Raw genomic sequence first — 23,558 nt, 5'->3', positions numbered from 1 at the left:
GTCTTTTTGATTTAATTTTTACGCGTTGTCCCTATGATGCATACCCCATGAACGGCAAACATATCCATATTCTCGGTGTCTGCGGTACGGCCATGGCGGCGATCGCATCACTGGCCAAATCCTGCGGCTATCGCGTCACCGGTTCCGATGCCGGGGTCTATCCTCCGATGTCCGATTACCTGGCCGAGCTTGGTGTGGCAATTGCCCCCTTCGATATCGCCAATCTCGAGCCTGCACCGGACCTCTGCGTGGTTGGAAATGCCATGGGGCGTGGCAATGTCGAGGTGGAGGCGATTCTCGAACGCGGGCTTGCCTACTGCTCCGGTCCTGAGTTTGTCGGCAACCATATCCTGCCGGGTCGCCACGCCGTGGTGGTGGCGGGGACGCATGGCAAAACCACCTGCGCATCACTTATGGCGCATATGCTGGAGGTGGCGAACAGAAAGCCCGGCTTCCTGATCGGTGGCGTACCGGAGAATTTCGGTGGCGGGGCTAGGCGAGGTGAGGGTGAGCCCTTTGTGCTGGAAGGGGATGAGTACGACACCGCCTTCTTCGATAAGCGCAGCAAGTTTCTCCACTATCATGCCCGCACGCTGATTCTCAACAATCTTGAGTATGACCATGCCGATATCTTTCCGAACCTCGAAGCGATCAAAACACAGTTCCATCACCTGATCCGCACCGTGCCTGCAAACGGTACAATCATCGCCAATGCCGATGAGGAGCATGTCACTGATGTCCTTAGCCGTGGCTGCTGGACGCCGGTGGTGCTCTTCGGCCGTTATCCGAATGCGCATACCCGCTGGCAGTGGGAGGCTCTAAGCGAGGATGGGGCGGCATTCCGTATCTACCGCGACAATAAAATCTGGCTTGAGGCGGAGTGGGAGATGATCGGTATTCATAATGCGGCCAATGCCTGCGCAGTGGCCGTGGCAGCATCGTCGATGGGAGTCAGCCGCGAAGATATTGCTGCTGCCTATGAGAGCTTTGCCGGCATCCGTCGCCGCATGACGCTGGTCGGCGAGGCGGGAGGCATCAAGGTGTTCGATGATTTCGCACATCACCCCACGGCCATCACCAATATGGTTGCTGCAGCCAAGGCCTCGATGCGCAGGGGAGGCAGCAAGGGCGAGCTATGGGTGATCGTTGAGCCGCGCTCCAACACCATGCGCACCAGAATACATCAGGAGCGATTGCCGCTCTGTTTTGCGGCAGCCGACCATGTGCTCCTTGCCGAGCCTTCGCGGCGAAACCTGCAAGATCACGAGGTGCTTGATGCCGGGGCAGTTTGCGCTGCGATCGGTTCTCATGCGTGGCTGTTGCCTGACGCCGATACGATTGTCGCCCAAGTCAGAGAACGAGCAAAAGCCGGAGATCATCTGCTGGTGCTGTCCAACGGCGGCTTTGATGGAATTCACGGGAAATTGCTCAAGGCGCTTGCCTGAAAGTAACAGGGCGCAGGGTTTTGTATTTATGCCATGCTTTGGATAGTATGAGCGCGCTTCAGTTTGAAGCCACACGGGAGGGGATATGCCGACGACAATGAATAATATTGCCAAACAGGGTGCCAATGGCGCTGCGATGATGCCGATCATCCAGGGCGTCGGACGTGCTGCGATTGAGATTGCAGCGGTTCTGCGCGGAGCTGTTTTCAGGGGCGCGCTGGGCGTGGCTGGCAGTGAAAATGTGCAGGGCGAGCAGCAGCAGATGCTGGATGTTCTCTCCGACGAGATATTCCTGGATGAGATGCGCTCCACCGGCTTTGTCTGTGCAGTAGGCTCCGAAGAGCAGGAGGAGCTGCTGGTGATCGACGAGTATGCGCATGCCGATTATCTGGTGTTGGTTGATCCGCTCGACGGCTCCTCCAACCTCGATGTTGACGGGCCTGTCGGCACGATCTTCTCCATCGTGAAGCGCAAAACCCCCAATAGTGAGCGTCCGCACGTATCCGATACGCTGCAGTCAGGTCAGGGAGTGATCGCCGCAGGCTATGTGCTTTACGGCCCTTCGCTGATGTTGGTCTGCTCGGTTGGTGATGGCGTGCATGGCTACACATTCAACCCTGCCGATGCGCGTTTCGAGCTGAGCCATGGAGATATCCGGATTCCTGAGACCGGCGGTTACTACTCGGTCAACGAGTCCAACAAGGATAAGTGGCTTGATGGCATGGGTGACAACCTTGACCGTATGAAGGCTGAAACAGGACTCGGTATGCGTTATGTCGGTGCGATGGTTGCGGATATGCACCGTACCCTTCTCAAGGGGGGCGTATTCCTCTATCCGGCTGATGACAAGAATGCGACCGGCAAGCTGCGTCTGCTTTACGAGGCAATTCCAATGGGCTTTGTGATGGAACAGGCCGGCGGCAAGGCGATGAGCAGCGGTATCAATGTGCTCGATATCGAGCCTGAAGCGCTGCATCAGCGTGTGCCAGTTTATCTGGGCTCAAAAACCAACGTCGACGCGCTGCTCGGCTGATTGGAAGGCTTTCCGGCCTTGGCCGATAATGAGCTGTTTCTAAAAACGTATTTAAGGGAAATCGGTGTGCAGACACCGGTTTCCCTTTTTACTTCAGAAGAGAGGATTGTGGCTGAACCTGCCGCTGCTGCAGAGAAGGGAACCGTCCCTGTTGCGGAAGGGGAAGTTTCTGTCGCGGCTCCTGCAATCGCCTCTGTCGATATTCCCGTGGTAGAAGCTGCTTCCGGATCGCTCGAAGATCTGGCAAGGCAGGCCTCAACATGCCGCCTCTGCAGTTTGGCCGATACGCGAACGAATGTGGTGTTCGGGGTGGGTAATCCGCAGGCTGATATCGTGTTTATCGGCGAGGCGCCCGGTCGTGATGAGGATATCAAAGGCGAGCCGTTTGTAGGTCGTGCCGGACAGTTGCTTGATCGTATGCTGACTGCGATCGGCATGGATCGTGAACAGGTCTATATCATGAATACGATCAAATGCAGGCCGCCGAATAATCGCGATCCCCGTGTCGATGAGGTGCAGGCCTGCAACCTCTGGTTCGAGCAGCAGCTTGAGCTGCTGCAGCCGAAACTGATCTGCCTTCTCGGTCGCGTAGCTGCACAGACGGTGCTGGAGACCGATTCGCCGCTCGGTTCGCTGCGTGGCCGCTGGCACGACTATCAGGGTATCCCGGCCTGGGTGACCTACCATCCCGCTTACCTGCTGCGTTCTCCGCAGCAGAAACAGAAGAGCTGGCAGGACCTGCAGGCCCTTCTCTCCCGCCACCGTGAAATAAGAGGCTGAATCAGTTACAGGTTTGCGGCTTTAGATCAGGACAGTGCCGACATAAAAGCCGGTCAGTGTAATCAGTGAAATGGTAATATCGAATTCTAACATGCTAACCCCTCCCAGAGTGTTGATGCGGAGAAGTATCTGTCGATTCGAAGCTGTGACTGTGTTTTATGTCACACAAAAGGTGTCTGCCAGGGCAGCCCTAGATGGAAGCGGCTACGAAAAAACAGGCCAGAGTCAGCGCAGTGTATGCGATATCGAACTTGATCATATTCTACTCCTTTAAACAGTGGGGGCGGCACCCTCTGCGGAAAAGCCGGTGGGGATGTGATCCGGATCACTACTATGGAAAGAGTTTAGGGTTGCAGAGTATCGCATGGATGAATCAGGGTTGTGCTCCTGTATTGTCTGGAAGTGGTAGCGCTTTTTTGCTGCTGCAGTTGTTTGGGGGTATCTGATGATGAAGCTGTTAATGAAGAGTCTTGTATTCGCAATGATATTTGCATCTGCTGTAGGTATGGCCAGTGCCGAGGATGCCCGTCGCCATGTCGAGATTCAGACAACGAAGGGCAGTATTGAAATTGAGCTGTACGCCGACAGGGCGCCTGAAACCGTGAATAATTTTCTCAGGTATGCGCTTGCCGCCGCATATGACGGTACCGTTTTCCACAGGGTAATTCCGGGCTTCATGATTCAGGGCGGTGGTTTTGAGGCGGACTTCAGAGAGCGGCCAACTGCTTCCCCGATCAGGAACGAAGCCGATAACGGCCTGAAAAACCTTCGCGGCACCCTGGCTATGGCGCGCACCGGCGACCCGCATTCGGCCACCTCGCAGTTCTTCATCAACCTGAAGGATAACGGCTTTCTCGATTTTAGATCCCGCAACATGAATGGTTGGGGGTATGCCGTGTTCGGCAAGGTGACCAAAGGCATGGATGTGGTTGACGAAATCTCCATGGTACAGACCACATCCGTAAGGCAATACGATGATGTGCCCGTCGTTCCCGTCGTGATCAAGGGTGTTACTGTCCGATAACGTACTATTGCAAGATGGAGCCGATGAGCGGATTTGAACCGCTGACCTGCTCATTACGAGTGAGCTGCTCTACCAACTGAGCTACATCGGCCGGCCTGATTTGCGGCTGCCTATTTTACCCGTTAAATGGCTTGGCTGTCGATAAGCGACTGAATCGCAGCCAGCAGGGCAGGGGCTGCTGTTTCGGTGCGCATAATGCGAGGGCCGAAGGTCAGGCTTTTAAAGCCAAGGGAAGCAAGGAGCTCTATGTCACGCGGGCTCCAGCCTCCTTCGGGGCCAATCGCCAGTGTGATATCTTTTGCAGCGATGATGTTCTCTTTTTCGGCAGACCAGTGGGTGTCGGTTTCCGGATGTAGGGCGTAACAGAGGCCTGTTGCGGGACTGTCGGTGAGTTTGTCGAGCCAGTTGATCTCCGGCATGGCGGTACGTTCGCTCTGCTCTGCGGCTTCTGAAATAATTTTCTGCCAGCGCTCCAGGCGCTTGTTCAGCCGTCCTCCTTCCAGTTTCAGGGACGAGCGCTCGCTTCGCACAATATGAAAGCTCGCCGCCCCCAGTTCTGTCCCTTTTTGAAGGATCGAGTCAATTTTTTCACTGCGACAGGCGGCCTGCACGATATGCACGCGACAGGGCATTTCGCGATCGATATCGGAAAATGATTGCAGGTGAATGGTCGCCCTCTGTTTGGAGAGGGTTTTGATCGTGCCTGAATATTCGCCTGCTCGGCCGTTGAAAAGAATCACGCAATCACCGGCGCCCAGGCGCATCACAGTGTGCAGGTAGTGGCTCTGATCGGCAGGCAGCTCAACGCTGCTGCCGGGAGCAAGATCGCAGTCGATATAAAGGCGGCATGTCATGGCTGGAATTGGGCCCGATTTGGAGTTGAAGCGCAAGCCGAAAACAAGCGGCAATGTTGTGTGATTCATCTTGACCCGGGCGCTGCTTGCAACAGGATGTGGAGATGTTCTTCGGGTCCCTTCAAATACAAAACTGGCAGCCGGTCCGTTACTGGAAAGCAGAAGAGGCGGGTGTGAGTCGCGACGTTGCTGCCGTACTGACAGTGGCCGGATCGCTGACACGGTTTCTTGAGCGTCACTACGGAATCAGGCTGGAAGTGCGCCTGCATGATCAGTTTGTGGATATAGCTCAGCCAGAAGAGGCCGAGCTGCTGGGTTGCAGCAATAACGCCACATCGCTGCGGCGCCAGGTGTCACTGATGCATCGGGGCTCGGTGCTGTTTGATGCCGAATCTGTGCTGCCGCTTGAATATCTGCCTGCCGATCTGATGTGCGATCTGGAGGAGGGGAAGAGACCGCTTGGCAACCTGCTTCTTGATCGCGGACTGTCGCTTTCTCGCTCCGATCTCAGTGTGACTCAGATTGAGTGCGAGGGAAATAATCATGGTCGCTGGGCTCGCCGCTCGGTTCTGCGTTCGCCATCGGGTACCCGGGCACTGGTTGTTGAGGTGTTCCACCCCGAGATGTGGAAGAGGCTTGAGTCTACCTCACGCCGGTACACCACTTGAGGCCCTGAGCTGTTGCAGTTTTTACCTGTTGGCTCCATCTCTGACTGGTACAGGCTTCTTCGTATCGATCGTCCTGTCGGGTACTGGCTGCTGCTCTGGCCGACGATGTGGGGGCTGTTTGCCGGTGCGCAGGAGCTGCCATCCTTTAAGAATCTTTTCATCTTTGTGGCCGGTGTATTCCTGATGCGTTCGGCCGGTTGCGTGATCAACGATTTTGCCGATCGCGAGTTTGATCCGCATGTCGAACGCACTAAACAGCGACCGGTTGCGGCCGGCAACATTGCGCCGGGAGCGGCACTGGCGGGCTTTATCCTGATGATGCTGACAGCCCTGTTGCTGGTCTCTCTGACCTCTCCCTATGTGATCGCGTTGTCGGTGGTCGGTGCCGTCCTGGCCGGGCTGTATCCTTTTCTTAAGCGTTACACCCATTTTCCGCAGGCGTGGCTCGGTATGGCTTTCGGCTGGGGTGCTGTGATGGCCTGGGCGTCCGAGACCGGTAGCGTCTTCGATTCGCCGGTTCCCTGGCTACTCTTTTTCGCCAATGTTTGCTGGTCGCTCTCCTATGATACGGCTTATGCCATGGGGGATCGTGCTGACGATGTGAAGATCGGCGTAAAATCGACGGCGATATGGTTTGGCGAGCGTGCGGTAGTCGCAGTCGTTCTGCTGGGGATGGCGACCATGTTACTGCTGGTGATGGCAGCATCGCTCGTCGATGGCTTCTGGGTGGCGGCCGGCTGGGGTGCCGCCATGGTATTGCAGGTGATGCTCTGCGCCCGTCTGATGCGCGAAGGGGAACCATGGGGCTTCCCGTTTTTCCTCAACTCGCACTGGGTCGGGGCGCTGTTTGCATTCGGCCTGATTCAGCAGGGGCTGTTCGGCTAGCCCACCTCCCGGTTCATCGTGAATCAAATCGGCGGCTTGTGGTTTGGTCTTCCTATACATTAGCATGTGCCGTTCACGGGGGCGATTTGGCTTCGACGAAGATGCTGAACCCTGTGGCGCATGTCGGGTTGTTGGTCCCGTAAAAAACTGGCAGTTTGTTATAATTGCAAACGACGACGTAGAACTAGCTTACGCTGCGTAAGTTACCCCGTTCCTGAGGTGCCCATCCATTGGGAGTCCGGGGCCATTTAGATGGGATCGCCACTACAGGCTGGAGACTCGTGGTCTGTAGGGTTAAACAGTTACGAATCGACCCCTTGGGCACTTTGTCCGTTCGGTTTCCTGGGGGTGCTGTCTGGACGGACTAAACATGTAGTGCCATTGGCTGATGGTTTTCGGACGCGGGTTCGAGTCCCGCCGCCTCCACCAAAACAGAAGGACCGCCGCAAGGCGGTTTTTTTGTTTTGGCGGAGATATCCGGAAGGGGAGTGTGCCAAGTCCGGTTCGATCATTCGGCTATCCTGCCGAATTGGATGATGTCCGGCGGAGAGGACAGGATCGCCGATCACCGTGACCGTAAAGTCGGCCCGATGTGGTTTTATTGCCCTCATGAGGGGCGAGGGCAGGATGGCTGAGATGGTTAGCTATTACTTTCTCTGCAATGCCTTATTGAGGGGCCCCTTCTGTAATACAGCCCGGTTTCTGTCGTGGCAAATAAACCCTCAAAATCTTTGGATATTTTTGCATGTTGCGGCCGTATTTAATGTTTATGTATCCATATTTCCCCTTAGCTTTCATAAGGTTAAGAGGCGTTAATAAACTTGACCGGATGGGTCTCCGGTGGTAGCAAGCACACCCTGCTTTTGAGGGTAAATGCAGGGGTTTCAGTTTAGAGAGGAGGGGGTTCCATGGGCGCGGCTTATCTCGCGAACGAATACGCACCAATCTTTATCTTTATTATTATCGCCATAGCTATGGGTGCGGCTCCGCTTGTTCTTACCCTTTTTCTGGCAGAGCAGAAGCCTGATGCTGAAAAGCTTTCTGCCTATGAGTGCGGCTTCGAGGCCTTCGAGGATGCCCGTCTTCAGTTTGATGTCCGCTTCTACCTTCTGGCGATCCTGTTTGTTGTCTTCGACCTTGAAAGCGCCTTCCTGTTTCCTTGGGCGGTTGTGCTTGATCAGATCGGTCTTTTCGGATTTGTTGAGATGGTGCTGTTCCTGCTGGTGCTGCTGGTCGGATACATTTATGCGTGGAAGAAAGGAGCCTTGCAATGGGAATAGAAGGCATTCTTGAGAAGGGGTTTATCACCACGACTGCTGATAAACTCATTAACGGTGCCCGTTGTGGCTCACTCTGGCCGATGACTTTTGGTCTGGCCTGCTGTGCGGTTGAGATGATGCATGCCGGAGCCTCCCGTTACGACCTCGACCGCTTCGGAATCGTTTTCCGCCCAAGTCCGCGTCAGTCCGACGTAATGGTGGTGGCTGGTACGCTCTGCAACAAGATGGCGCCTGCGCTGCGTAAGGTGTACGACCAGATGTCCGAGCCGCGCTGGGTGATCTCCATGGGGAGTTGTGCCAATGGTGGTGGTTACTATCACTACTCCTATTCGGTGACGCGTGGTTGTGACCGTATAGTGCCGGTGGATATTTATGTGCCCGGCTGCCCTCCGACAGCTGAGGCTCTGTTATACGGCTTTATCCAGCTGCAGGAAAAAATCAAACGTACCAACACGATTGCCCGGTAGGTTAAGATGACTGAAGAAAAGTTGCAGGATGATATAGGAGTGGCTGCAGCCACTGAAGCCTCGCCAGAAGAGAAGTCTCTGCGTGAGAAGTTTGGCGATCAGGTGTTGAGTGTTTCTGCCGGTCTGGATTGTGAAGTCGTGGTTCTGGCGCGCGAATGTATTGCTGAAGCCTGTCACTATCTGAAAAACACGCTCGGCTTTGAGCAGATCATGGATCTCTGTGGTGTTGATAACAGCGCGCTGCCGGGGTGGAGCGATGCCAGTCCGCGTTTTGAGGTTGTCTACAATCTGCTCTCTGTCTCCAAGAACAGGCGGCTTCGCCTGAAGGTTGGTGCGAACGAGCGTGATCTGGTCGACTCTGTGACCGAGGTCTGGCCGACTGCCAACTGGTTTGAGCGCGAAGCCTTCGATATGTATGGCATTATCTTCAACCATCATCCGGACCTGCGCCGCCTGCTGACCGATTATGGTTTCGAGGGCTATCCGCTGCGCAAGGATTTCCCGCTTACCGGGCGTGTGGAGATGTTCTTCGATGAGGCGCAGTGGCGCTGTGTTTATCGTCCGAACCAGTTGACTGAGCGCGTGCTTGTAGAGCGAACCTGGCCGGGGGTGGATCGTGGCTGAGATTAAAAACTATACCCTTAACTTCGGTCCCCAGCATCCGGCCGCGCATGGTGTATTGCGCCTTGTGCTTGAGCTGGACGGTGAGGTGGTTGAGAAGGCTGATCCGCATATCGGCCTGCTGCACCGTGGTACCGAGAAGCTTTTTGAATATAAAACCTACCTGCAGAACGTCCCCTATTTTGACCGTTTCGACTATGTCTCAATGATGGCCAATGAGCATGCTTATGCGCTGGCTGTTGAGAAGATGCTCGGCGTCGAGGCGCCGGAGCGTGCCCAGTATATCCGTACCATGTATGCCGAGCTTACCCGTATTCTCAACCACTGCCTCTGGCTTGGTGCGGTGGCTCTCGATATCGGTGCGATGACCGTGTTCCTCTACTGCTTCCGTGAGCGCGAGGATATCTTCGATTTCTACGAAGAGGTGAGCGGGGCGCGCATGCATGCGGCCTATTTCCGTCCGGGTGGCGTTTCCAAGGAGTTGCCGGATGGTCTGCTGGGCAAGATCAAGGCGTTCACCGAGCGTTTTCCGACCTATGTTGATGAGTATGAGACGCTGCTGACCGAGAACCGTATCTGGAAGCAGCGCAACGTGGATATTGCCATTGTTGATAAGCAGGCGGCGCTTGATTGGGGTTTCTCTGGCCCGATGATTCGCGGTTCGGGTATTGAGTGGGACCTGCGCAAGACGCAGCCTTATGATGCCTATGATAAGGTTGATTTCGATATTCCGGTCGGTGCGACCGGCGATTGCTATGACCGCTATCTGGTGCGCGTTGAGGAGATGCGCGAGGCCAATCGTATCATCGTTCAGTGCATCGAGTGGCTTGAAAACAACCCTGGCCCTGTAAAAATTGAAGATTACAAGCTGACTAATCCGAAGCGCGCAGAGATGAAGGGTGACATGGAAGCGCTGATTCACCATTTCAAATATTTCCAGGAAGGTTTCCATGTGCCTGCCGGAGACGTTTATCAGGCGGTAGAGCATCCAAAAGGTGAGTTTGGCGTTTATATCGTGTCTGATGGTTCCAATAAGCCATACCGGATGAAGGTTCGTGCGCCGGGCTTTGCCCATATCGAAGCGCTCGATTATATGTGCCGTGGCCACATGATTGCTGATGTTGTGGCGATTCTCGGTACGCAGGATATTGTATTTGGGGAGGTCGACCGATGAGTGCGGATACGGTTCGCTTCAGTGACGAGCGCCTGGCTGAAATTGCAGAGCTGGTAAAGCGTTACCCGGGCCCGCAGTCTGCCCTGATGCCCGTGCTCTATATGGCACAGGAAGATTTCGGTTATATCTCCATGCCGGCGCAGGAGATGATTGCCGATCTGCTGGGTATTCATCTGATGCGTGTGCGCGAGGTGGTGACTTTCTACACCATGTTCAAGGAGCAGCCTTCAGGGAAATATCTGCTTGAGGTTTGTACCAATGCGGGCTGCATGCTCAATGGGGCCTACGAGCTGGTTGACCACATGTGCGATTCGCTGGGCATCAAACTGGGTGAGACCACCCCTGACGGCATGTTTACCATTGCTGAAGTGGAGTGTGCCGGTGCCTGCGGTGGCGCCCCGGTGGTGCAGGTTAATAACATCTATCACGAGAAGGCGACGCCTGAAACAATGGATGAGCTGATCAGCAAGTGCCGTGCGGAAGGGGGTGAGGCATGACTATCTCCTCCGATCCTAAGCAGGTCACCCAGATCTGTTTTGACCGCATCAATATTCCTGATCAGCACAAGCTTTCAGTGGCGCGTGAAAATGGCGCTTATGAGTTTCTGCCTACTGTGCTCAAAGAGTTCGATTCGGCGAAGATTATCAATGAAGTAAAAACCTCCGGTATCCGTGGTCGTGGCGGTGCAGGTTTCCCGACTGGGCTGAAGTGGTCTTTTGTGCCGCGCAACACCGGCAAGCCAACCTATCTGCTCTGTAATGCGGATGAGGGCGAGCCCGGCACCTTCAAGGATCGCGACATTATGCGCTTTGATCCGCATCTGCTGATCGAGGGTATGATCATGGCCGGTTTCGCGCTTGGTGTGCGAGATGCCTACATCTATATCCGTGGAGAGTTTCTGCATGAGGCGAATGTGCTGAATGCAGCGATCAAAGAGGCGTATGATGCCAACCTGCTGGGCGAGAATATTCTCGGAACCGATTATTCGATGAATCTTACCGTACATCGCGGTGCGGGCGCCTATGTCTGCGGTGAAGAGACTGCGCTTATTGAATCACTCGAAGGCAAGCCGGGCCGTCCGCGCTTTAAGCCGCCGTTTCCCGCTGTTGAGGGTTTCTACCGCTGTCCCACCGTGGTGAACAATGTTGAGACGCTGGCCACGGTTCCGGCGATCCTTAAGTTCGGCGGTGAATGGCACGCTTCGATCGGTATTCCTAACAATACCGGCTGCAAGATTTTTTCGGTTTCCGGGCATGTTAATAAGCCGGGCAACTATGAAGTGCCGATGGGTACATCCCTGAAAACACTGATTGAAGATTACTGCGGCGGCCTGCAGCACGGCACCGTACCTAAGGTGATTATTCCAGGTGGCTCATCTACGCCCTGGCTGACTGCCGAGCACTATGATACCCCGTTGACCTATGATGATCTGATGAAGGCGGGCTCTTTCCTGGGTTCTGGCGCTATTATTGTCATGGATGAGACGGCTGATCTCGTGGCCGTGACACGCAGACTTGCTCACTTCTACGCCCATGAGTCGTGCGGACAGTGTACGCCGTGCCGTGAAGGTACCGGCTGGCTCGAGCGTGTGATGAAGCGTGTTGAGCACGGCAAGGGTCGGGGAGATGATGTGAAGGTTCTCAAGGAGGCCTCTGAGCATATGGCGGGCCGCACGATCTGTGCGCTGGCTGAGGGTGCTGCGGCGCCGGTGCTCTCCCTGCTTAAGTTCTTCCCCGAAGATGTCAAAGGCCGACTGGCGGAGAGTGCAGAATGACCTCGCTATTTATTAATGAGAATGAAGTCGAAGTAACACCGGGAACCAGTATTCTGGAGGCATGCCGTCAGAATGGCGTTGATGTTCCCTATTTCTGTTACCACCCCGAGCTATCCGTGGCAGCCAACTGCCGTATGTGCCTTGTCGAGGTTGAGGGTTGGGGTAAGCCTGCTGCGTCCTGTTGCACACCTGTTTCCGAGGGTATGAAGGTTAAAACCCAGACTGAGACGCTGGCCAAGGATCGCGAGATGATCATGGAGTATCTCCTGATTCATCATCCGCTTGATTGCCCTGTCTGTGACCAGGGTGGCAGCTGCAAGCTGCAGGATTATGCAGTTGAACATGGCGCCTCAAAAGGGCGTTATGTGGAGCCCAAGCGTGCGGTTGTAAACTACAACCTGGGCCCGTTCGTGAATACCTGCATGACCCGTTGCATTCACTGTACCCGTTGTGTCCGTTTTGCTGACGAGGTGGCTGGTACTGGCGACATCGGAATCCTGAATCGCTCCGACCACATGACCATTAATGGTATTGTCGAAGAGGCGCTCTCATCCGAGCTCTCGGGCAATCTTCCCGATATCTGTCCGGTTGGTGCGCTGCTTGATAAACCGTCTCACGATGTCTCCCGCCCATGGGAGATGACCCGTCACGGCAGCACATGTACCCAGTGTCCGAATGGCTGTGATATCTCCATTGAGTCGCGCGGTGACGAAGTGATCCGAATTCGTCCGGTGGATGGCAGCCCTGAGCCATGGATCTGTGACCGTGGCCGCTACGTTTATGATGCCTTCCGCTCCGACAACCGTATCCTTGAACCGAAGGTTCGCATTGATGGTGAGCTGCAGTCGGCCGACTGGGGCGACGCTTTTGACCGGACTATTGATCTCCTGAAAGATAAAAGGGTGGGTGTTGTTTTCTCATCGCAGTGGAGTGTTGAGGGGCTGGTGGCAATCCGCCTGATGCGTGATTCCCTGTTCCCGGATGCCAAGGTCTCTTTTGACCTGCATCGCCGTGACCTGCGTCCGTTTGCCTTTGAAGAGGGGCTGGCGATGACCACCGCTCAGATCGAAGATGCAGATCAGGTCGTGATCCTCGGTTCCGACCTGCGCCAGCGTCTGCCTCTGCTGATGCAGCGTCTGCGCAAGCGTAGTCGTGCCGGCAAGCCTGTGTCACGCATTGGCGCCATGAACTACCGTGCCGATATGAAGATCAGCAGCGATGCATTGATCCGTCCACGCGACTGGCCTGCTGTGATTGCACGTGCCATGGAGCAGGTCTCCGAGCTGGGTAAAACCGCCGCCGGTTTTGATGCCTGGGTGGGTGCTGTTTCCGAGCGCCATGAAGCAGGCAAGGTGCTAGCCGATGCATTGATGGGTGAGAGCTGTGCGCTGCTTGTGGGTGAAGAGATTCGTTCACATGAAGATGCGGCAGCGCTGATTCACGGGCTTGATCTTCTGATGCGTGCCTGTGGTCATGCCGAAGCCGGCAACGATGGCCGCAACCTGATTCCTGAAGGGGTTAACGCCCAGGTTCTCTCTAACGTATTTGCCGATGCGCGTAGCAGTGCAGGTGAGATTTTTGCAGCCGCATCTGCCGGTGAGCTTGATGCGCTGGTTCTGATTGGCAACGACCCGGTCGGCGATGGACTGTTCCCAACCGCTGCCAAGGCTGCATTGAAGAAGGTTCCGCTGGTTCAGATCGGTTCGATCTCCGGCGAGATGGGTGAGTATGCCGCGGTACAGCTTCCGGCTGCGGCCTATTCAGAGATCGAGGGTACCTTCGTCAATATGGAAGGGCGCGTTAGAGTGGCCAGCAATCCGCTCAAGTCACTCGGTCAGGAGCGTCCGCTCTGGAAGGTGATGATGCGCCTGATTCAGGTGATGGGTGGTGAAGTTCCAGTGGTTAGTCTGGATGAACTGCGACAGGCCGTTTGCAGCCGCATGTCCGGCCTCTCCGATGCATGGTGTGAAGGCGGGTCTGAGGTCTTCATAGCGCCTGCGCGCAACAAGGACGCCACAGCAACGCCTGCTGAAAGAAGGGATAGTTTCGAACTTGATGTGGTCAGTCGCTACTCAATGTACCGCGAAGGCATGTGGGCGAGGGCTTCGGCTCTTCTCTCCGAAGCAGGTCGTATCAATGCTCTGGACGATGTGCTGGTGCACCCGGAGACACTGGCGGCCAAAGGGCTTGCTGCCGGTTCGCTGAAGGTTAAAACCTTCCTTGGTGAGCAGCTGTTGAATGTCGGAGTGCGCGAGGATGTGGCACCGGGCGTTCTGTTTGTTGCCAAACGTGGCGTGGCCGGAGATCTGTCTGATGTGACGGCGGCCTCGATTGCTGGGGGTGCTGTATGACAATTGCTGATATGGCCATTCAGGCAGGTATCTGGGCGCTGGAGATCCTGGCGATTGCAGTGCCGGTCGCTCTTTCAGTTGCCTATATCACCTATTTTGAGCGTCGAATCATCGGTTGGGTACAGATTCGTAAGGGCTGTAACCGCGTAGGCCCTGCCGGCCTGCTGCAGCCACTCGCCGACGGCCTCAAGCTGTTCCTGAAAGAGACCATTATTCCGGCTCGTGCCAACAAGTTGCTGTTTGTCGCCGCGCCGATTCTGTCACTGGTGCCGGCACTTATTGCCTTTGCCGTGGTTCCGTTCGGAGAGACCTCACTGTTCGGTATCTGGGAAACCCCGCGTGTGATGGCAATCGCCAACCTGAACATGGGGCTTCTCTATGTGATGGCGATCTCTTCACTCTCCATCTACGGTGTGTTGATGGCGGGCTGGGCCTCCAACTCCAAGTATCCGATCGTCGGCTCGATCCGTTCTACCTGCCAGATGATCTCCTATGAGATATCCATGGGCTTTGGTCTGGTGACCGTGATGATGCTGGCCGGCTCCCTGAATCTTTCCGAGATCGTACATGCACAGGCCGGTGGAATCCTGCACTGGTATATGATCCCGCTCTTCCCGATGCTGCTGGTCTATTTTATCTCAGGCTGTGCAGAAGTAGGGCGTACGCCGTTCGATCTGACCGAAACAGAAGAGCTGGTTGCCGGTTATCACACCGAGTATTCAGGCATGTGGTTCGCGACCTTCTCGCTGGCTGAGTATGGCGCGATGATCCTGATCAGCCTGATGACATCGATTCTGTTCCTTGGCGGCTGGTATGCGCCGATTCCGGCCCTTGATTTTATCCCCGGGACAGTGTGGCTGCTGGGCAAGTCGGCATTCCTTATCTTTGTGTTCATCTGGTTCCGCGCCACGTTCCCACGTTACCGCTATGACCAGATGATGCGCCTGGGATGGAAGATCTTCCTGCCGTGGACCCTGGGCTGGATCTTTGTTGTCGGAATGTTCATCTACACCCCGGGACTGGACTCCATTATCGACTTCTGGCTGGCGTGGAGGTGACGGTATGCTGAAACGAGCTTTAAAAACCTGGTTTCTCTGGGAACTACTGATTGGTCTGTCTGTTACCGGCCGTTATCTGTTCAAGAAAAAGATTACCGTGGAGTACCCGGAAGAGCGCACACCGTTATCGCCACGCTTCCGCGGTCTGCATGCGCTGCGCCGCTACGAGTCGGGAGAAGAGCGCTGCATTGCCTGCAAGCTTTGCGAAGTGGTCTGCCCTGCAACGGCTATTCTGATCGAGTCGGAAGAGCGTGAGGACGGTTCGCGCCGCACCACCCGTTACGATATCGATTTTTCCAAGTGTATTTACTGCGGCTTTTGCCAGGAGGCCTGTCCGGTTGATGCCATTGTTGAGACGCAGGAGTTTGAGTACTCATGTGAAACACGCGATGGCCTCTACTACACCAAGGATATGCTTCTCGCCAACGGTGACCGCTTAGAGAAACAGATCGCAGCGAATCTCGCTGCCGATGCGCGCTACAGTTAAGCGCGGGAATTAGGAGGAGAGATGCTCGAAACCGCGTTTTTTTACATGTTCGCCGGCCTGACCGTGCTGGGCGGCATGGGTGTGGTGCTGGCGCGCAATACCATGCACTCGGTAATGTTCCTTGTGTTCTGTTTCTTTAATGCATCAGGCCTTTTCTTCCTGCTGGATGCTGAGTTCCTGGGCATTATCCTGATTCTGATCTATGTGGGTGCCGTGATGGTGCTGTTCATGTTTGTCGTCATGATGCTTGAAGTGAACGCCGCCAAGCTGCGTGAAGGGTTTCTGCAGTATCTGCCGCTGGGCGGCATGATCGCAGCGATTCTGATGATCGAGTTTATTGCGGCATCCAGTTCCGGCGTCTTTGCCGAGGGTGCTATGGCAACTGCTGCGCACTTCGGCCAGGAAGTTAATAATACCAAAGAGATCGGCCAGATACTCTATACCAAGTATCTGCTCGGCTTCGAAATTGCAGCGATTATCCTGCTGGTGGCGCTGATCGGCGCGGTCGTATTGACGATTCGTGAACGTAAGGACGCCAAGTACCAGAACATGACTGCACAGGTGAAGGTGCGCAGAGAAGATCGTGTGCGCAAGGTGAGTATGTAATGATTGGACTCTCTCAATACCTGATTGTTTCCGCGGCGCTGTTTTCTCTTGGCGTGATCGGTCTGTTTTTGAACCGGAAGAATGTAATTACGATTTTGATGTGCGTTGAGCTGCTTCTGCTTGCAGTGAACATCAATCTTGTAGCCTTTTCTCACTATCTGAATGACCTGTCCGGTCAGATATTTGTCTTTTTCGTGTTGACGGTTGCTGCCTGTGAAGTGGCGGTAGGCCTTGCGATTCTCGTTTCGTTCTATCGACTGCGTCGTTCGATCGAAATTGAAGATATCAACACACTTCAGGGATAAGGGGGAGTACCAGTGCAAGAGACCGCATTAACGCTGAGTACAACCGAACTGCTTGCAATTCCTGCGTTGCCGCTGATCGGCGCCATGGCTGCTGGACTGTTCGGCTGGGCTTTGAAAGAGAAACTCTCCCATACCATCACCTCCGGCTCGGTGATTCTCGCAGCCATCCTTTCCGTACATGTATTTGTGCAGGTGCTGGGTGGTGCCTCCTTCCACGGAAATTTCTGGACCTGGATGATTGCCGGTGACTTTGTTGTTCCTGTCGGTATGCTGATCGACCCGTTGACCGCCATCATGATGATGACGGTAACCATTGTTTCAGCATGCGTGCATATCTACACCATCGGTTATATGCATGGGGATCCGGGATATCCACGCTTCTTCGCCTACATCTGCGCCTTTACCTTCTCGATGCTCGTATTGGTGATGGGTAACAACTTTTTCACCCTATTCTTCGGCTGGGAGGCTGTGGGCCTGTTCTCCTACCTTCTGATTGGTTTCTGGTTCAAGCGTGAAAGCGCCAACAAGGCGGCCATGAAGGCATTTATTGTAAACCGCGTTGGTGACTTCGGTTTCGCGGTTGGCATTCTGGCTGTCTGGTACTATTTCGGTTCGGTTGAATACAAGACCGTTTTTGCCATGACGCCTGATTTCGTGGCACAGAATGTAACGCTCGGCTTTATGGGCTGGGAGGTTACGGCGATCACCTTTATCTGCCTGGCGCTGTTCGTTGGTGCAATGGGTAAATCGGGCCAGGTTCCCCTGCATGTCTGGCTGCCAGACTCCATGGAAGGTCCGACTCCGATCTCAGCACTGATCCACGCTGCTACGATGGTTACCGCGGGCGTATTCATGGTGGCACGTCTTTCTCCGATGTTTGAATTCTCCGAAACAGCACTCGCTGCGGTGGTTCTGGTTGGCGCTATTACCGCATGGATGTGCGCAACCATCGGCCTTGTACAGAATGACATCAAACGGGTAATTGCATACTCCACCTGTTCGCAGCTGGGTTACATGTTTGTGGCCTGTGGCGTATCCGCCTACTCAGCCGGTATTTTCCACCTGATGACTCACGCCTACTTCAAGGCGCTGCTTTTCCTGGCAGCAGGCTCCGTCATTCACGCGGTGATGGCCGAGCAGGACATCCGCAAGATGGGGCAGCTTCGCAAGTATATGCCGATCACCTATGTCACCATGTTCTTGGCTGCGCTGGCGCTGGCCGGTGTGCCGCCGTTCGCAGGATTCTTCTCGAAGGATCTGATCATCGAGGCGACCATGGCCCGCGAGTTCACCGAGTATGGATGGGTGGGTACCTTTGCCTCTTTCGCCGTGCTTACCGGTGTGTTCATGACCGCATTTTACACCTTCCGCATGTTCTTCCTCACTTTCCACAACTCGGATCGTGTCGATGAGCATACCAAACATCATCTGCATGAATCGCCGAAGGTGATCACCATTCCGCTGATCATCCTTGCGATAGGTGCCGTTGTATCAGGCATGTGGGGCGTCGTGGCGCTCGATATCGCCAATCCCGATGTTGCCATGGGTTTCTTCCGCGATGCAATTTTTGTACTGGATGAGCATAACCCGCTGATGGTTATGGCTGAGGAGGGTGGTGCTCACGGTGCTATCGGTCTGATGTTGCATGCCCCGTTTACGCTGCCGTTCTGGTTGGCGTTGGGTGGTATCGGCCTTGCATACGTCATGTATTTCAAGGAGACCAAGATACCGGCCAAGATTGCAGCAGCAGCAGGCCCTGTTTACACCTTCCTGCTCAACAAGTGGTACTGGGACGAGCTCTACGACAAGATTTTTGTGCGTCCGGCCCGCTGCCTCGGAACCATGCTATGGCAGGGCATTGATCTTGGAGTAATCGACAAGGGCGCGATTCACAAGGGTATTATCGACAATATCGTGGCCGGGGCTGCTCGCATGCGCGCTATGCAGACCGGCATGGTATACCACTACGCATTTGCAATGGTGATAGGTGTCTTCGGATTCCTGACCTATCTGCTGCTGAAGGCTTAAGGGGAGAGAGATGGAGTTGCATAACGTTCTGGACTTTCCGATTCTCTCGCTGAGCATCTTCCTGCCGCTGGCCGGCGCGCTGGTGATCTGGCTATTCGTGAAGGGTGATGATGCCGTGAAATGGGCGAGCCTGGCTGTTTCCATTGCCACCTTCGTTGTCACGCTGCCGCTTGCTCTGGTGTTTGATACAACAACTGCACATATGCAGTTTGAAGAGTTCCAGCCATGGATCAGCAGTTTTAACATTAACTACCATCTTGGTGTCGATGGTATCTCCATGCCGTTTATCGTGCTGACCAGCCTGTTAACCGTGATCTGCGTTATCTCGGCCTGGCGATGCATTGAGAAGCGCGTGAAAGAGTACATGATCGCATTTCTGGTGCTTGAGACCACGCTGATCGGCGTATTCTCGGCGCTTGATGCAGTTCTGTTCTACTTCTTCTGGGAGGCGCTGCTTATCCCGATGTACCTGATCATCGGTATATGGGGCGGCAAGAACCGTGTTTATGCAACATTGAAGTTCTTCCTCTATACACTGGCCGGCTCCGTACTGATGCTGATTGCACTGCTGGCGATGTATTTCGAAGCCGGTAAGACGTTCAGTCTGCTGGCTTTCATGGATTACCCGTTCAATCTCGAGTGGCAGATCTGGATCTTTATCGCCTTCTTCATCGCTTTTGCAGTGAAGGTGCCGATGTGGCCGGTGCATACCTGGCTGCCTGATGCGCATACCGAGGCGCCTACGGCAGGCTCTGTGATTCTGGCAGGCATTCTGCTGAAGATGGGAGCATATGGTTTCCTGCGTTTCTCTCTGCCGATGTTGCCGGACGCTTCGCAGTATTTTGTACCGTTTATGGTTGCGCTTTCGCTTGTCGCCATCGTTTACATCTCATTCGTGGCGATGATGCAGACGGATATGAAGCGCCTGATTGCTTACTCATCAATTGCCCACATGGGTTTTGTAACACTGGGTACATTCATGTTCACCCAGGCTGCCGTTGAAGGTGCGGTGATCGGCATGATCTCACACGGTTTCGTGGCTGCTGCACTCTTCCTCTGTGTCGGTGTCATGTACGACCGGCTGCATACGCGTGAGATCGGTGATTACGGTGGTGTGGTGAATGTGATGCCGGTATTTGCTGCTGTCATGCTCTTCTTCTGTATGGCCAATGTGGCATTACCGGGTGCATCTGCATTCGTCGGCGAAATCATGGTTCTGATAGGTACCTTTGAGGCTAACCCTGTCTATATGGATGTCTCCACCAAGTGGGTGGCGATTGCTGCCACGACAAGCGTGGTGCTTTCTGCCTGTTATACGCTCTGGATGTACAAGCGTGTTGTGATGGGTGACCTGGTTAAAGATTCGGTTAAATCGATGAAGGATATGACAGCGCGTGAGTTCGGTTTCTTTGTGCCGCTGATGCTGCTGACTCTCTGGATGGGTTTATATCCTGTGCCAGTACTCGATCTACTGCATGTATCAGTTGAACACCTGATTGCGCAGGCAACAACAAGTAAGCTGGATGCAGCTGCCGCACTGGTTCAGGCGATGCCTGTAGTCGATGCAGCCCATCATTGAGGAATTAAAACATGGCTAATGTGACTTTCCCGTTCCCGTTTCCTGATCACCTGATCACGCTGTTGCCCGAGATGATTGTTGCGATCATGGCAATGGCACTGTTGCTGATTGATGTCTTTATCACCAAGGGCAGCAAGGTGACCGCATATCTGGCAATTCTGACCACCATCGTTGCCGGTGTTGCAACCGTCAGCCTGCAGAGCAGCGAGCCGCTGGTGGCATTCTACGGCTTCTTTGTATTCGATTCGTTCGCGGTTTTCAGCAAGGTTCTGATCTATATCGCCACAGCTATGGCGATGATTCTCTCTCTGGAGTTCATGAAGGATGAGAAGCATGTCGGAGAATATTATGTGCTGATGCTGTTTGCCATGCTCGGTATGATGCTGATGGTCTCCTCCAACAACTTTGTCACCATGTATCTCGGTCTTGAGTTGATGGCTCTCTCCGTCTACGTGCTGGTTGCATTCCAGCGCGAGGTGTTGCGTGCCAACGAGGCTGCGCTGAAGTATTTTATTCTTGGCGCGCTCTCTTCCGGTATGCTGTTGTACGGTGTCACATTCCTCTATGGGGTAACGGGAAGTTTCGAGTTTGCCGTTATGGGTGAGAAGCTTACGCAGGGTGGCGGTGCGACATCTGCCGCAGTGATGCTTGGTCTTGTGTTTCTCATTGCCGGCCTTGGCTTCAAGGTCTCGATGGCACCCTTCCATATGTGGACTCCGGATGCCTATGAGGGGGCACCATCCCCGATTACTGCATTCATGTCCGTTGCTCCGAAGGTGGCGGGTTTCGTGGTCTTCATGCGTATCGTCGTTGACCTGCTGCCATCACTTCAGCCCCAGTACGAGGCAATCCTGACCGGCATGGCTGTGCTTACGATTGCTATCGGCAATCTGGCTGCAATTGCCCAGCGCAACATCAAGCGTATGCTTGCCTATTCTACCGTTGGTCATGTGGGTTTTGTAATGCTTGGCCTGCTGGCCGGAACGGCTGCCGGATTCTCAGGGATTCTTGTGTATCTCTCTATTTATCTGGTTATGACCATGGGTGTGTTTGCTGTCATTATCCTGATGCGTCGAGAAGGTATCCAGGGCGAACTGCTGGATGACTTTGCAGGCCTGTCAAGGGTCAGGCCCGGTTATGCGCTGGCGATGGGACTGTTCATGTTTTCAATGGCGGGCATCCCGTTTCTAGGCGGCTTCTGGGCGAAGTATGTTGTGTTCATTGCGGCAGTCGAAGCAGGGCATCTCTACCTGGTGCTGTTTGCACTTCTCTTCTCTGCGGTCGGTGCGTTCTATTACCTGCGCGTAGTGAAGTATATCTATTTCGATGAGGAGCGTGTTGCTTTTAACTTTATCGAAAGTAAACCAATGCAGGCTACCGTAATTGTTACTGCAATCCTTATTGTGGCTATTGGTGTATTCCCTGATCCGCTGCTTGAAATGTGCAGGCAGGCGTTGGGAGGGCTGGTATAATCAAGGCTGGTTTCTGCACTTCATCTGTAACTGTTGGATGGGTGAAAAGCGCAGAAAGTTAGCTTGCTAAGCGGGGTGGCTGCCGATATAATGCGGCACGCTCTATTCGAGGGGAGGGGTGATCACATTACATGTGGCTCTTCGCTCAACCTGAAGAGGCTTGAATGTCTTTAGTAAAAGTTGCTGCAGTATCACGAATTGTACGTCAGCAGCTGTTGGTCGGGCTTCTCGGGTTTGTCGTTCTGGCGCTGTTTGGTCAGATCGAAGGTGCGTTATCACTGGCATTCGGCGTGGCTGTAATGGTGGTGAACGCGATCTGGCTTGCAAGGCGGCTGGATCGAACGCAAGGCATGGATATTGATTCAGGCAAGCGGTCGATCTATACGGGGGCAGTTCTTCGTTTTGTTGCGATGATTGCCGCGCTGTCGATTGCATATCTGGCTGGTTTGCATCTGCTGTTTGTTGCAGCAGGAATATTCGCAGCGCAGGCGGTGGTATTCATCTCTGCGATAGTGAGTTTTAGAAAAGAACAGAAAGGAGAGGGACTTGGCTGATCAGAGTCACGGCGACGGCGGAATTGCCGGCCATCTGCAGTATTGGACTGTTAAGTTGGATGAGTCCAATCCATTTATGCAAATCCATGTTGATACGATGCTCATCACAATCGTTGTTGCTGCATCCATGTTCGGGTTTGCACTCTGGCTGAAAGGCCGGCTTGTTGAGGGTGCGCCAAAAGGCGCCCAGAATTTCATGGAGTCTGTAGTCGGGTTTGTCGATCAGACCGTGAAGGACAACTTCCCTGTGCATAACCCGCTGATTGCACCGCTTGCATTTACAGTGTTCTGCTTTATTGCGCTTATTAATACACTGGACGTTCTGCCTGCCTTCCTGCTCGGTAACGTTGCACATCTGTTCGGTGTTGACCACTTCCGTCCGGTGCCGACCAACGACCTTAACCTTCCGGCTGCAATGGCTGTCTCGGTCTTTGCGCTGGTGCTTTACTACGAGTTTAAGCTCAAACCTGTTCATTTTTGCAAAGAGCTTCTGATGGAGCCGTTCACCAATCTGGTGCCCGGATTCCTCAAGCCGATTGTGATGCCTATTAACCTTATTCTGAAAATCGTTGAAGAGCTGGCCAAGCCTCTGAGCCTCTCCTTCCGACTGTTCGGAAATATGTTTGCTGGTGAAGTTATCTTCCTGTTGATTGCCTTCCTGCTGCTTGGCGGCGGTGCGGTTGGCATGGCAGCTGGTTTCTTTGTTGGCTTGGCATGGTCTGCATTCCACCTGTTCATTGGTCTGCTGCAGGCATTTATCTTCATGATTCTCACGGTGGTGTACTTATCCATTGCACATCAGCCGGTAGAACACTGATTATTTATAACGATAGGAGTATATAAATATGGACGCAACAACAATCATCACAGCTGCAACCGCAATTTCGGTCGGCGTTATCCTGGCTGCTGCAGGCATGGGTTCTGCAATTGGCTGGGGTCTCATCTGCTCGAAGGCTCTGGAAGGCATTTCCCGCCAGCCAGAAATGCGCCCACAGTTGATGTTTAACATGTTCATCTTTGCAGGTTTGATGGAATCTTTCCCATTCATCATCATGGCTTTCGCTCTGTGGTTCCTGTTCGCAAACCCATTCCTGGGTTAATAGATAGAGCATT

At 54.2% G+C, this 23,558-nt stretch carries 24 protein-coding genes, 1 tRNA gene and 1 other RNA gene; 24 read left to right on the top strand and 2 right to left on the bottom strand.

Annotated features, from left to right (window positions below; translation table 11 throughout):
• Positions 1 to 47: 47 nt before the first annotated feature.
• From mpl to Ga0123462_RS09030, 4 genes are all read left to right on the top strand, one after another.
• Positions 48 to 1,445: a UDP-N-acetylmuramate:L-alanyl-gamma-D-glutamyl-meso-diaminopimelate ligase gene (gene mpl, locus Ga0123462_RS09050; protein ID WP_100266000.1), complete on the top strand. Its 1,398-nt coding sequence runs from the start codon at positions 48 to 50 to the stop codon at positions 1,443 to 1,445.
• A gap of 85 nt (positions 1,446 to 1,530) precedes the next feature.
• The gene (locus Ga0123462_RS09045) at positions 1,531 to 2,478 is read left to right on the top strand and encodes a class 1 fructose-bisphosphatase (protein ID WP_100265999.1); all 948 of its coding nucleotides are present in this window, start codon (positions 1,531 to 1,533) and stop codon (positions 2,476 to 2,478) included.
• Between the two features lie 108 nt (positions 2,479 to 2,586).
• A complete protein-coding gene (locus Ga0123462_RS09040; RefSeq protein WP_232726430.1) occupies positions 2,587 to 3,258 on the top strand; it encodes a uracil-DNA glycosylase in 672 nt (223 codons plus the stop codon).
• A 445-nt stretch (positions 3,259 to 3,703) separates the two neighbouring features.
• Positions 3,704 to 4,282, top strand: coding sequence for a peptidylprolyl isomerase (locus Ga0123462_RS09030; protein ID WP_100265996.1), 579 nt, complete (start codon positions 3,704 to 3,706; stop codon positions 4,280 to 4,282).
• 15 nt (positions 4,283 to 4,297) lie between these two features.
• Here Ga0123462_RS09030 and Ga0123462_RS09025 read toward each other — a convergent pair.
• Both Ga0123462_RS09025 and Ga0123462_RS09020 read right to left on the bottom strand, forming a co-directional pair.
• Positions 4,298 to 4,373: transfer RNA gene (locus Ga0123462_RS09025), tRNA-Thr, on the bottom strand.
• Between the two features lie 31 nt (positions 4,374 to 4,404).
• Entirely contained in the window at positions 4,405 to 5,205 is an 801-nt protein-coding gene (locus tag Ga0123462_RS09020; RefSeq protein WP_232726429.1) for a 16S rRNA (uracil(1498)-N(3))-methyltransferase, read from the bottom strand.
• A 35-nt stretch (positions 5,206 to 5,240) separates the two neighbouring features.
• Between Ga0123462_RS09020 and Ga0123462_RS09015 the strand changes: the two genes are divergently transcribed.
• The 20 genes from Ga0123462_RS09015 (at position 5,241) to atpE (ending at position 23,545) form a co-directional block, all read left to right on the top strand.
• A complete protein-coding gene (locus Ga0123462_RS09015) occupies positions 5,241 to 5,804 on the top strand; it encodes a chorismate--pyruvate lyase family protein (protein ID WP_100265995.1) in 564 nt (187 codons plus the stop codon).
• A gap of 12 nt (positions 5,805 to 5,816) precedes the next feature.
• The gene (locus tag Ga0123462_RS09010; protein WP_100265994.1) at positions 5,817 to 6,689 is read left to right on the top strand and encodes a 4-hydroxybenzoate octaprenyltransferase; all 873 of its coding nucleotides are present in this window, start codon (positions 5,817 to 5,819) and stop codon (positions 6,687 to 6,689) included.
• Positions 6,690 to 6,766: 77 nt separating this feature from the next.
• Positions 6,767 to 7,118, top strand: a transfer-messenger RNA (tmRNA) gene (ssrA, locus tag Ga0123462_RS09005).
• A 479-nt stretch (positions 7,119 to 7,597) separates the two neighbouring features.
• On the top strand, positions 7,598 to 7,969 hold the full coding sequence (ndhC, locus tag Ga0123462_RS09000) for an NADH-quinone oxidoreductase subunit A (protein WP_100265993.1): 372 nt from the start codon (positions 7,598 to 7,600) through the stop codon (positions 7,967 to 7,969).
• Entirely contained in the window at positions 7,960 to 8,436 is a 477-nt protein-coding gene (locus Ga0123462_RS08995; protein ID WP_100265992.1) for a NuoB/complex I 20 kDa subunit family protein, read from the top strand. Before ndhC ends, Ga0123462_RS08995 begins: the two co-directional genes overlap by 10 nt.
• Positions 8,437 to 8,442: 6 nt before the next feature.
• Complete coding sequence (locus Ga0123462_RS08990) at positions 8,443 to 9,060, top strand: complex I 30 kDa subunit family protein (RefSeq protein WP_100265991.1); 618 nt, start codon at positions 8,443 to 8,445, stop codon at positions 9,058 to 9,060.
• The gene (locus Ga0123462_RS08985) at positions 9,053 to 10,231 is read left to right on the top strand and encodes an NADH-quinone oxidoreductase subunit D (RefSeq protein ID WP_100265990.1); all 1,179 of its coding nucleotides are present in this window, start codon (positions 9,053 to 9,055) and stop codon (positions 10,229 to 10,231) included. The genes Ga0123462_RS08990 and Ga0123462_RS08985 overlap by 8 nt, the downstream gene beginning before the upstream one ends.
• The gene (locus Ga0123462_RS08980; protein ID WP_100265989.1) at positions 10,228 to 10,728 is read left to right on the top strand and encodes an NADH-quinone oxidoreductase subunit NuoE family protein; all 501 of its coding nucleotides are present in this window, start codon (positions 10,228 to 10,230) and stop codon (positions 10,726 to 10,728) included. Before Ga0123462_RS08985 ends, Ga0123462_RS08980 begins: the two co-directional genes overlap by 4 nt.
• Positions 10,725 to 12,005: an NADH-quinone oxidoreductase subunit NuoF gene (nuoF, locus tag Ga0123462_RS08975; RefSeq protein ID WP_100265988.1), complete on the top strand. Its 1,281-nt coding sequence runs from the start codon at positions 10,725 to 10,727 to the stop codon at positions 12,003 to 12,005. The genes Ga0123462_RS08980 and nuoF overlap by 4 nt, the downstream gene beginning before the upstream one ends.
• Complete coding sequence (nuoG, locus tag Ga0123462_RS08970) at positions 12,002 to 14,356, top strand: NADH-quinone oxidoreductase subunit NuoG (RefSeq protein WP_100265987.1); 2,355 nt, start codon at positions 12,002 to 12,004, stop codon at positions 14,354 to 14,356. Before nuoF ends, nuoG begins: the two co-directional genes overlap by 4 nt.
• A complete protein-coding gene (nuoH, locus tag Ga0123462_RS08965) occupies positions 14,353 to 15,414 on the top strand; it encodes an NADH-quinone oxidoreductase subunit NuoH (RefSeq protein WP_100265986.1) in 1,062 nt (353 codons plus the stop codon). The genes nuoG and nuoH overlap by 4 nt, the downstream gene beginning before the upstream one ends.
• A gap of 4 nt (positions 15,415 to 15,418) precedes the next feature.
• Positions 15,419 to 15,901, top strand: coding sequence for an NADH-quinone oxidoreductase subunit NuoI (nuoI, locus tag Ga0123462_RS08960; protein ID WP_100265985.1), 483 nt, complete (start codon positions 15,419 to 15,421; stop codon positions 15,899 to 15,901).
• A 21-nt stretch (positions 15,902 to 15,922) separates the two neighbouring features.
• On the top strand, positions 15,923 to 16,507 hold the full coding sequence (locus Ga0123462_RS08955) for an NADH-quinone oxidoreductase subunit J (protein ID WP_100265984.1): 585 nt from the start codon (positions 15,923 to 15,925) through the stop codon (positions 16,505 to 16,507).
• Positions 16,507 to 16,812, top strand: a complete 306-nt coding sequence (gene nuoK / locus Ga0123462_RS08950; RefSeq protein WP_100265983.1) for an NADH-quinone oxidoreductase subunit NuoK — start codon at positions 16,507 to 16,509, stop codon at positions 16,810 to 16,812. Before Ga0123462_RS08955 ends, nuoK begins: the two co-directional genes overlap by 1 nt.
• A 12-nt stretch (positions 16,813 to 16,824) precedes the next feature.
• Positions 16,825 to 18,840, top strand: a complete 2,016-nt coding sequence (nuoL, locus tag Ga0123462_RS08945) for an NADH-quinone oxidoreductase subunit L (RefSeq protein ID WP_100265982.1) — start codon at positions 16,825 to 16,827, stop codon at positions 18,838 to 18,840.
• A gap of 10 nt (positions 18,841 to 18,850) precedes the next feature.
• Positions 18,851 to 20,419 carry an NADH-quinone oxidoreductase subunit M gene (locus tag Ga0123462_RS08940; RefSeq protein WP_100265981.1) on the top strand — a complete coding sequence of 523 codons (1,569 nt, stop codon included), beginning with the start codon at positions 18,851 to 18,853 and terminating at the stop codon, positions 20,417 to 20,419.
• 11 nt (positions 20,420 to 20,430) lie between these two features.
• Entirely contained in the window at positions 20,431 to 21,891 is a 1,461-nt protein-coding gene (locus Ga0123462_RS08935) for an NADH-quinone oxidoreductase subunit N (protein ID WP_100265980.1), read from the top strand.
• A gap of 164 nt (positions 21,892 to 22,055) precedes the next feature.
• Complete coding sequence (locus tag Ga0123462_RS08930; protein ID WP_100265979.1) at positions 22,056 to 22,445, top strand: ATP synthase subunit I; 390 nt, start codon at positions 22,056 to 22,058, stop codon at positions 22,443 to 22,445.
• Positions 22,438 to 23,262, top strand: a complete 825-nt coding sequence (gene atpB / locus Ga0123462_RS08925; protein ID WP_100265978.1) for a F0F1 ATP synthase subunit A — start codon at positions 22,438 to 22,440, stop codon at positions 23,260 to 23,262. Before Ga0123462_RS08930 ends, atpB begins: the two co-directional genes overlap by 8 nt.
• 28 nt (positions 23,263 to 23,290) lie before the next feature.
• The gene (gene atpE, locus Ga0123462_RS08920) at positions 23,291 to 23,545 is read left to right on the top strand and encodes a F0F1 ATP synthase subunit C (protein WP_100265977.1); all 255 of its coding nucleotides are present in this window, start codon (positions 23,291 to 23,293) and stop codon (positions 23,543 to 23,545) included.
• The last annotated feature ends 13 nt before the right edge of the window (positions 23,546 to 23,558 follow it).

Origin of the sequence: Mariprofundus ferrinatatus (assembly GCF_002795825.1) — a bacterium.
GTDB lineage: Bacteria > Pseudomonadota > Zetaproteobacteria > Mariprofundales > Mariprofundaceae > Mariprofundus > Mariprofundus ferrinatatus.
Note: the sequence above shows the minus strand (reverse complement) of the source record. Positions and strands in the feature narration are given on the sequence as shown.